Source organism: Holdemanella sp., assembly GCF_056804935.1.
Window position 1 is genome coordinate 1 of the sequence record NZ_DBMEXE010000050.1, and the last position, 8,936, is coordinate 8,936.

11 protein-coding genes are annotated in these 8,936 nt (G+C 35.5%); 9 read left to right on the forward strand and 2 right to left on the reverse strand.

Annotated elements, in window-relative coordinates:
* Window positions 1-666, forward strand: a 666-nt coding sequence (locus ACZQCL_RS03755) for a class I tRNA ligase family protein (protein WP_482481878.1), incomplete at its 5' end; no start/stop codon positions are given.
* A 22-nt stretch (window positions 667-688) separates the two neighbouring features.
* Here ACZQCL_RS03755 and ACZQCL_RS03760 read toward each other — a convergent pair.
* Window positions 689-1,774: an FAD:protein FMN transferase gene (locus tag ACZQCL_RS03760; RefSeq protein ID WP_337531868.1), complete on the reverse strand. Its 1,086-nt coding sequence runs from the start codon at window positions 1,772-1,774 to the stop codon at window positions 689-691.
* Between the two features lie 136 nt (window positions 1,775-1,910).
* Between ACZQCL_RS03760 and ACZQCL_RS03765 the strand changes: the two genes are divergently transcribed.
* The 7 genes from ACZQCL_RS03765 to ACZQCL_RS03795 are packed head-to-tail and all read left to right on the forward strand — an operon-like array spanning window position 1,911 to window position 6,606.
* Complete coding sequence (locus tag ACZQCL_RS03765; RefSeq protein ID WP_270489563.1) at window positions 1,911-3,203, forward strand: RnfC family protein; 1,293 nt, start codon at window positions 1,911-1,913, stop codon at window positions 3,201-3,203.
* A gap of 11 nt (window positions 3,204-3,214) precedes the next feature.
* A complete protein-coding gene (locus tag ACZQCL_RS03770; protein WP_288522541.1) occupies window positions 3,215-4,357 on the forward strand; it encodes an RnfABCDGE type electron transport complex subunit D in 1,143 nt (380 codons plus the stop codon).
* Window positions 4,354-4,863 (forward strand): RnfABCDGE type electron transport complex subunit G, encoded by a 510-nt coding sequence (locus tag ACZQCL_RS03775; RefSeq protein ID WP_227990889.1) that lies wholly within the window; start codon window positions 4,354-4,356, stop codon window positions 4,861-4,863. The genes ACZQCL_RS03770 and ACZQCL_RS03775 overlap by 4 nt, the downstream gene beginning before the upstream one ends.
* A gap of 13 nt (window positions 4,864-4,876) precedes the next feature.
* Complete coding sequence (gene rsxE, locus ACZQCL_RS03780) at window positions 4,877-5,536, forward strand: electron transport complex subunit RsxE (RefSeq protein WP_117571603.1); 660 nt, start codon at window positions 4,877-4,879, stop codon at window positions 5,534-5,536.
* A gap of 1 nt (window position 5,537) precedes the next feature.
* A complete protein-coding gene (locus ACZQCL_RS03785) occupies window positions 5,538-6,113 on the forward strand; it encodes an electron transport complex protein RnfA (RefSeq protein WP_482481879.1) in 576 nt (191 codons plus the stop codon).
* Complete coding sequence (locus tag ACZQCL_RS03790; protein WP_117923871.1) at window positions 6,113-6,295, forward strand: hypothetical protein; 183 nt, start codon at window positions 6,113-6,115, stop codon at window positions 6,293-6,295. Before ACZQCL_RS03785 ends, ACZQCL_RS03790 begins: the two co-directional genes overlap by 1 nt.
* A gap of 2 nt (window positions 6,296-6,297) precedes the next feature.
* Window positions 6,298-6,606, forward strand: a complete 309-nt coding sequence (locus tag ACZQCL_RS03795; RefSeq protein WP_337618742.1) for a (Fe-S)-binding protein — start codon at window positions 6,298-6,300, stop codon at window positions 6,604-6,606.
* 28 nt (window positions 6,607-6,634) lie between these two features.
* On the opposite strand, the gene ACZQCL_RS03800 is transcribed toward ACZQCL_RS03795, so the two are convergent.
* Window positions 6,635-8,269: an Rqc2 family fibronectin-binding protein gene (locus tag ACZQCL_RS03800; protein WP_482481880.1), complete on the reverse strand. Its 1,635-nt coding sequence runs from the start codon at window positions 8,267-8,269 to the stop codon at window positions 6,635-6,637.
* A gap of 105 nt (window positions 8,270-8,374) precedes the next feature.
* On the opposite strand from ACZQCL_RS03800, the gene gmk reads away from it, so the two are divergent.
* The coding region (gmk, locus tag ACZQCL_RS03805; RefSeq protein ID WP_482481881.1) for a guanylate kinase at window positions 8,375-8,936 on the forward strand (562 nt) is incomplete at its 3' end.

Consider the following 8,936-nt stretch of genomic DNA (forward strand, 5'->3'; position numbering starts at 1 on the left):
GCCGTAGATTTCTGTAGAAAAGCTTATAATGAATATCGTTTCTCCGATGTTGTTACATATTTGACAAACTTAATGACGAATGAATTATCCGCTTACTACTTAGATTACACAAAGGACATTCTTTATATTGAAAAAGAAGATGCACCAGTTCGTCGTCAAGTTCAAACTGTACTTTATAATGCCGTTGAAGTGATGACTAAATTGTGGGCTCCAATCTTGGCTCATACTTGTGAAGAAGTCAATGACTACATGCACTTTGATGCAGAAAGTATCCACTTAACGACATTCAAAGATCTAGAATTGGATTTTGATGTTGAAAAAATCAAAACGGATATGGAAGAATTATTCAAAGTTCGTAAGGATGTCTTCAAAGCACTTGAAAATGCTCGTGCTCAAGGTTTAATTGGTAAATCATTAGAAGCGCATGTCGTATTACATGTAAGTGATGCACAAAAAGAAATTATGGATCGTGTATTAAGTAATGCTGCACAATGGTTTATTGTATCTAAAGTCACATTCACAACGGATGAATTAGAACAATTTGAAGTTTGTCAGGTACAAGTAGAGAAGGCTACAGGTCATGTATGTCCTCGTTGCTGGAACTATACTGAATCTGATAATGAAGATGGATTGTGTGATCGTTGTAACCACGTATTACATGACTAATATGTAAATGAAAAGAGTAACTCTAATTGACAAGAGTTACTCTGTTTTTTATTTTATCAGTTGTGATTATTTTATAATCTTTTGTTTCTAAATCCGATGAAACATCACTATCTTTATCTACGATCCATATGGCTTGTACATCATAATCCAGTGTGGATAAATATTTCTTTCCATCTTCCACGCTCATACAGAACAATGTTGTACTTAAGGCGTCGGCCTTGCCTGAATCTTTTGTGATGACGGTTACACTTCGAACATAGTTTGCAGGATAACCGGTTTTAGGATCAATGATATGGGAATATTTTTTATTCTTATATGTAAAATATCTTTGGTAATCTCCACTTGTAACTAAACAAGTGGCTTTTTTTGTTGAATATTGAACTAGGGCATCACTTGCATCTGGACTTTGAATACCAATCTTCCAATTTGTGCCATCTTCTTTTTCGCCAAGTAAGACAACATTACCTCCCGCATTGATATATCCATTGGATAGGCCAGCTTTATTTAATGCTTCTTTGGCAAGTTGAGCGGTATATCCTTTGGCAATGGCACCAAGATCGATGGATAGTTCTGGATCTAAGTAAGATACTTCATGACCAGATATTTGAATTTTATCTAAGTCAATATGATTTAAAGCTTCTTGAATCTTGTCATCACTTGGAGGGATTTGTGTGTTTTCTCTAGCCTCATGCCATAGATTTAAAAGTGCGCCTTGGCTGATATCAAATTGTGAGTTTTCAGACTGCATCTGCATGGCTAGTTTTAAACAATCTATAAAGGTTTCATCCATTTGAATCGGATGATTATAAGCTTCATGATTCAATGTATATAGGTTATTCATATTTTTATAGGCGTGGTACTGGTCAAAGCGTTTATTGTTTTCTTTAAATGTCTTTCTTACAATCTTTGTATACTTGGCAAAATCGGCTTGTGAACACGAGCAATTGAGTGTAATGGGCGTGTCAAAGCCAACATCTGTTAATGTAACATTTAGGTTTTCTGTTGTTTCATTACCTTTATTTTGAACAAAGAATATAACGGAACTAATAAAGATGAGAAAGCATACGGATATTACCAGCCAGGATAGAATGGATTTATTTTTTTGCATAAAAGTATTATAAGATGTTTTTCGTTTAATGTAAATGTAAGTACTTACCTGAATTATGGGAAATTGTCAAAAAAATCTTGAACTTGTGAAAAAAAAGGCCTATGATTAAAAAGTGTAAATGGGAGGTAGGATTTATATGTCACTATTTTTAGGACCAATGAGACAGCATATCCCTGGTAAAAAAGAATTGACAGAAAAGTCTGAATTATTACATCTTATGCCTAAAAAGGAAGTCTATATTCCTTTGGTTGCAGGCCGTACTTTAGACTTTGATATTCTTGTTGAAGAGGGAGATACTGTATCCGTTGGAACAAAACTGGCTGAAACAAAGTCAGGTTTTTATGTGCCAATTTATTCAAGTGTTTCTGGAACTTACAAAGGAATTGCTAAGCGTATGCACAATTCTTTGCGTCCACAAAATCACATGGTGATTGAATGCGATTTTAAACAAACGAAAGTTCAATCTTTTGCGCCATTAGACTGGCAAAGTGCTACTCGTGAAGCGTGTGTTGATTTTGTAAAGAATGCAGGTATTGTTGGTTTAGGTGGAGCTGGTTTCCCAACCTATGTAAAATATATGAAACCAGATGGAGTTGATTATGTATTGATCAATGCCGTAGAATGTGAACCATATATCACAGCTGATTACCGATCTGTCATGGATGATGCCAAAGATTTAGTTACAGGTGCAAAAATCATGAAGAAAATGGCTGAAGCCAAAACGGTTTACATTTGTATCAAAGAATCTCACCCAGATTTAATTGAAAAAGTGAAATCTGTATTGACAGATGCGGCTGGTGTTGAGGTTCGTCCTGTCCCTGATGTGTATCCAATGGGTTGGGAACGTGTTTTAGTGCGTGAAGTATTACATAAAGAATATGGTGGATTACCTGCAGAAGCGGGTGCTATCATTGGAAATGCTTCAAGTGCCATCGCGATTGCGAAAGCCTTTGAAAAAGGAGAAGCCATCACACAAAAGAATCTAACAGTTAGTGGGGAATGTGTAAAAGATCCTCACAATGTATGTGTACCTGTTGGTATGCCTGTTAGTGAAATCATCGAAGCTTGTGGTGGATATACACAAGATACAGTCCGCTTGATTTCAGGTGGACCTATGATGGGTAAAACCATTGTCAATGATATGTTTGTCGTTGATCGTGCTATGAATGCATTAACTGTACTTCCAGCTGCAAATGATGATGCGATCGCATGTTTACGTTGTGGTAAATGTAGTGATCATTGTCCAAGTGGTTTACAGCCAGTAAGAATTACAGCTGCATTGAAAGCCAATGACGTTGACGAAATGTCAAAACGTGGCGTTATGAGTTGTATCGAATGTGGAATGTGTACTTATATTTGTCCATCTCATATCGATGTAACTGAAAATGTTCGTAAGGCAAAACGTATTGTTATGCTTAAGAAAAAGTAGGGAGGATTCAAATGAAATTTACTTTTCATGTAAGTCCAAGCATTAAGAATAACTTGTCAACACAACGTATCATGAAAGAATTATCTTTAAGTTTACTTGTTGTGTTTGTAGCAGCCCTTATTTACTATGCCTCTGCATGGGGAGCTAGTGCTGCTTTACATTGTGTTCTTTTATTAGCTTGTTCTTTAATTACTACATTCGTTTGCGAATCCATTTTCGCAAAGATTATGAAGAAAGATGTTAAAACTTTCTTAAAGAGCTCATTTGGATGGGTAACAGCTATCATTTTAACTTTAATGGTACCTGTGAATATGTCTTGTTATGCAGTTATTATTGCGACAGTATTCGCAATTGTACTTGCGAAATTATTATTTGGTGGTTTTGGACAAAACATCTTTAACCCTGCAGCTGTAGGACGTGCTGTGATTCTACAAGCTTTTACAGGTGTGAGTGTAGGTCTAATTTCACAAGCAACACCAACAACAGTGATTGCGAGCACTTATCATTGGTTACCAAGCAATGCAACTGTATTGGATTCATTCTTGTCTCAATATGGAGGCTTTGCAGGTCTAGCTTTAGGAACGTATCCTGGATCTATTGGTGAAACATTCTCAATCTTGATTTTGATTATTGGTGTAGTACTTGCCCTTCGTCAAATTATTGATTGGAGAGTTCCTGTTGTTTATTTAGGAACAATCTTTGTGTTAACAGCTGTTGTAGCTTTAATTACAGGAATTGATTCATACCATGGAATTCCAGCTGTTATTTGGTATCCATTATTACACTTATTAACAGGTGGTGTTATTTTTGGTGCTGTATTTATGTTGACAGATCCAGTCACAAGTCCAACAAGTGCAAGTGGTCGTGTTGTATTTGCGATGGGTGCAGCAATTTTAACAACTTTAGTTCGTTTAAAAGCGAATCTTCCAGAAGGATGTTTATATTCCATCTTATTGATGAATATGTTTACGCCTTGGATCGAATCTTGCTTCGATGGAAAACAATTGGATTTGGTAAAAAAATCAAGAATTGTTTGTGCATGTCTAGCTTTGATTGGTTTAGCTATAAGCTTCTATGCAGCAAGCTCTATTCAAAAGGTAGATACGGTTCCTGAAACTGCAGCTGTTGTTGAAACAGTGGAGGTAACGCTATGAACAAGATCGTACATTTAGGTTTATTCTTGGCGATTGTTTCAGCTGTTGCCGGTGGTGCCTTGGCATTTGCGAATCAAATGACTGCCCCTGTTATTGCTGCAAATAACGAAAAACAAGAAAAAGAATCATTATTAGCTATGTATCCAGATGCGAACGCCAATGATTTTAAATTGGTCGATGCAACATTGGATTCTAAAACGGTTCAAAAGGTTTATGAATATAAAAACGTTTATATCTTCAACATGAGTGTTAGTGGATATAAAGAAGGAACTGTATTCTTAGTTTCTATTGATAAAGATAGTAAGAAAATCGACAAATACAATGCCATCAGCAATGGCGATACAAAAGGTTTAGGATCACAAGTAACAGAAGCTCCATTTAGAAAATCTCTAGAAGGAAAAGATGCGACTGGTGAATTGGATACAATTTCTGGTGCGACTGTTTCTTCTGGGCCTGTTGTGAGTGGTATTCATGAAGCGGCAAAACTTGTCGATACATTAAAGTAAGGAGGTTATCTAGATGAATCGTTTTGAAAACTTTAAAGCGGGTTTAATTAAAGATAACCCAGTATTCTCATTATTCTTAGGAATTTGTTCAACACTAGCCATCACTACAACTGTAAACAATGCGATTGGTATGGGTGTTAGTGTTATTATCGTATTGATCATGTCCAACGTGATTATTTCATGTGTTCGTAAAATTACGCCAGATGAAATTCGTATTCCCGTTTATATTGTCATCATCGCCACATTGGTAAAAATCATTCAAATGTTGATTCAAGCCTATGCGCCAAGTTTAAATACAAGCTTAGGTGTATTCATTCCGTTGATTGTAGTTAACTGTATCATCTTGGGTCGTGCAGAAGCTTTCGCAAGTAAAAACGGCGTTTTAGATTCAGCTTTAGATGGTTTAGGAATGGGTTTAGGATATACTCTAGCAGTACTAGCGATGTCATTTATTCGTGAATTGATTTCAACAGGTGGAATTAAAGTGGTAAACCCATTTAACGAAGCGCAAGTTTGGTTAAACTTACACATTATTCCCGAAGACTTCACAGTAAGCATCTTTGGATCTAGTGTTGGAGCCTTCATTACATTTGCGGTTTTAGCCGCTGCTGTTGGTGCTTATAAACAACATGTAACAGCAAAAGAAGAAGCTGCAGCGAAGGAGGAAAAGTAAGATGGGTGAATTAATGGCACTTTTAGTAACGAGTGTTTTAGTTAACAACGTTATCTTAACTCAATTCTTAGGTATGTGCCCATTCATGGGTGTTTCTAAAAAGAAAAGCTCAGCAATCGGTATGGGTGTTGCCGTTGTCTTCGTTATCGTTGCTGCAGCACTTGTTACATATGCACTTTATTATTTAGTACTTGTACCTTTACAACTTGAATTTATGGATTTGATTACATTTATCTTGGTCATCGCTTCTTTAGTTCAATTAACAGAAATGTTCATTAAAAAGACAAGTCCTGCACTTTATAAATCATTAGGTGTTTACTTACCATTGATCACGACAAACTGTGTTGTTTTGAATGTATGTTTAGTAAATATTTCTAATAGTTATAACTTTGCACAAATGTTAGTATACTCAATCGGTACTCCATTAGGATTTGCCCTTGTATTATTCATTTTCTCTACAATTCGTGAAAGACTAGAACAAAGTGAAGTTCCAAATGCCTTCGTTGGTAATCCAATTGCCTTGATCGTAGCTGCCATCATGGCTATGGCATTCTCTTGCTTTACAGGAATTGTATAATGAAATATTTATTGGCAATATTGTTCTTTGGCGCATTAGTTGCTATCTATATTGTTTTGTATTTAATGAATAAAAAAACACCCAAACCAGAAGGGTGTGAAGATTTAAAAGCGGATTGTGATGGATGTAAGGATTATGCCTGTACAAACAATCCAGCTCACAATCAAGTGAAGGGAGAATAAATATGGTAATCGTAGCCGTAATTATGATGCTTGTACTTGGTGCAGTACTTGGCTTAGGTCTAGGTGTTGCCGACAAATATTTAAAAGTAGAAGCAGATGTACGTGTAGAAAAAGTAACATCATTACTACCTGGATATAACTGTGGTGGTTGTGGATTCCCTGGATGTAGTGGTATGGCTGAAGCCTTGGTATCAGGTGATATGGATCATATCGCATGTAAACCTTGTAAAGCAGACAAGCGTCAAGAAATCGTTGATTACTTGAAAAACACACCAGGTCCTGATGGTTCTACAGTCGAAGTAAAAGGATAAAAGAAAGAGATGGAATTTTCCATCTCTTTTACTTTATTTGATGATTTTTAATGATTTCTAATAAATAATTTTCATCCGGGTCAATATAAATGGTCTTATTGGATTTCATTGTCACAAAACCAATCTTAGATCCAGGTACTTTTTTAATTTGTGAGATCAAACAATAATCTACGGGTACAGAACTTGAATCTTTGCCTTTGGAGTAATACGCGGCTAACATTGCACATAATCGAATTTGTGGTTCGGTAAAGTCTTCACTCTTTAATAGTACGTGAGAACCATGATAGTCTTTCACATGGAACCATAAATCGTTCTTTCTAGAGACTTGGTGTGTTACATAGTTATTTTGTATGTTATTCTTACCTACATAGATTTCGCAATCATCAAATTCTAAATGAAGGACATTTGGCTTATTGTTCTTCTTTTTACGTTTATTGTCCTTTTTAGGCATCAATACACGTTGTTTAACAAGTTCCTCTCGTATTTCTCCAGCATCAAAAACACTGCAGTGTTGAAGCTGTTCTTCGAGTTGTGTATAGTATTCAATATCTTGTTTACATTGTTCAATTTGTTCTTCTAAGATCACTAGACTACGCTTCATCTTATGATATTTCTGATAGTATTTATTCGCATTTGTTTTTAGATCGTAACGCATATCAATTGGAATTGTTACATCTTCATTGGTTTCAAAAGAAGGTAATACGATTGTCTTTTCTTTTTGAATCTGGTACATATACGCAAAGATCAAATCACCATATTCTTGATATTTATGATAGTCTTTTCCATCTTCTAAGGCATGTTCTAGCTTTGGAAGTTTTTTTGTTTGTTTTAATTTTTCCTTTTCTACAGTACGAATAATATCGCCATATTGTTCTTTGATCCGCTTTTTTTGTTCATCTTCTTCATATATATGATTTAATCCTTCCATAATCGTATAGGTCTTTGGTTGTTCATTTAAATGTTTGAGTTCAATACAATGAAAGTCTTTTTTATAGATATAGAGTATATTTGAATTCACAACTTCATTTAATATATCGATGTATTTTTCGTTGTTTTTTATGCGATACATAAATTCATTGGATAGTAATGGCGAAAAGCCATAAATCTGTTTAACAAGACTTTGATCTAAATCGATATCTTGGATTTCAAATGGATTTTTCTTCTCCGGTTGAGTAGGAGCTACATACTTTGCGCCAGGATGAATGAATCGTTTGGCATTTTCATATACAGGAATACGTTTTAATGCATCTACAATTACGCCATCTTTGACTAAAATCATATTGGCGTATTTTCCCATGAGTTCGATATTTAGATCGTATTTCACAAGGTCTTGAAATTCATTTCGGCAAGATAAGTGTAAACATAAAATACGATCATATCCTACTTGTTCAAAAGATTCGACAATGGCTTGTGAACAGAGCTTTCTTAAGACCATCACAAAGTTGGATGGTTCTGGTTGAATGCCAGGAATAAAGTTTGCGATATATACACGGTTTGTGTTGGAATGTACATTAATGACAAGCTTTTGGTTTCCTTCATTTCGTGTGTGTAGATGAATCAATATTTCTTCATCGCTGATATTTTGTATTTTACCAATTTTACATGGGGTATATGCGTTTAATTTTTCTTGAATATTGTATAAAAATAATCCGTCAATAGCCATAGTGGACCTCCTTAGTCTGATAAGAATTATAACATAGTTAAATTAAATTTGACACACATGGTTTGGACTTGTAAAATGGATGAAAAGAGGGAGAGCAAGATTGTCATGCAAAGAGGTCTATTAATCATTTTGAGCGGTCCTAGTGGTGTTGGAAAAGGGACAATTCGAAAATATTTTGAAACAGATGAACGTCTAAATTTGGCGTATTCCACATCAATGACAACACGTAAACCACGTGCTGGAGAAGTGGATGGAAGAGATTATTTCTTCTCAACACGTGAAGATTTTGAAAAAGCCATTCAAGAAGGTGGGCTTTTAGAGTGGGCTGAGTTTGTCGGAAACTATTATGGAACACCTTTAAAGGAAGTCAATCGTTTGCGCGATGAAGGAAAGAATGTCTTATTGGAAATTGAAGTGCAGGGAGCGATTCAAGTACAGGAAAAGTGTCCAGATGCGATTTCTATCTTTATTATTCCACCTTCAATGGAGGAATTGGAAAGACGTATTCGTGGTCGTAGTACAGAGCCTGAAGAAATCATTCAACAGCGTCTTGCCAAGGCAAGCAATGAAATGAAGATGGTATCACAATACAAATATATTGTATGTAATGATGATCCAAAGCTTGCAGCTGAGCTAATCAAGACGATTATTCTTCGTCATGTTGAGC

What these genes read in the sequence shown, in the direction of transcription:
- ACZQCL_RS03760 (WP_337531868.1), bottom strand. Translation starts at nt 1,774, where the DNA reads ATGCAAAAAAATAAATCCATTCTATCCTGGCTGGTAATATCCGTATGC.
- ACZQCL_RS03790 (WP_117923871.1), top strand. Translation starts at nt 6,113, where the DNA reads ATGAAATATTTATTGGCAATATTGTTCTTTGGCGCATTAGTTGCTATC.
- ACZQCL_RS03800 (WP_482481880.1), bottom strand. Translation starts at nt 8,269, where the DNA reads ATGGCTATTGACGGATTATTTTTATACAATATTCAAGAAAAATTAAAC.
- ACZQCL_RS03770 (WP_288522541.1), top strand. Translation starts at nt 3,215, where the DNA reads ATGAAATTTACTTTTCATGTAAGTCCAAGCATTAAGAATAACTTGTCA.
- rsxE (WP_117571603.1), top strand. Translation starts at nt 4,877, where the DNA reads ATGAATCGTTTTGAAAACTTTAAAGCGGGTTTAATTAAAGATAACCCA.
- ACZQCL_RS03785 (WP_482481879.1), top strand. Translation starts at nt 5,538, where the DNA reads ATGGGTGAATTAATGGCACTTTTAGTAACGAGTGTTTTAGTTAACAAC.
- ACZQCL_RS03775 (WP_227990889.1), top strand. Translation starts at nt 4,354, where the DNA reads ATGAACAAGATCGTACATTTAGGTTTATTCTTGGCGATTGTTTCAGCT.
- ACZQCL_RS03795 (WP_337618742.1), top strand. Translation starts at nt 6,298, where the DNA reads ATGGTAATCGTAGCCGTAATTATGATGCTTGTACTTGGTGCAGTACTT.
- ACZQCL_RS03765 (WP_270489563.1), top strand. Translation starts at nt 1,911, where the DNA reads ATGTCACTATTTTTAGGACCAATGAGACAGCATATCCCTGGTAAAAAA.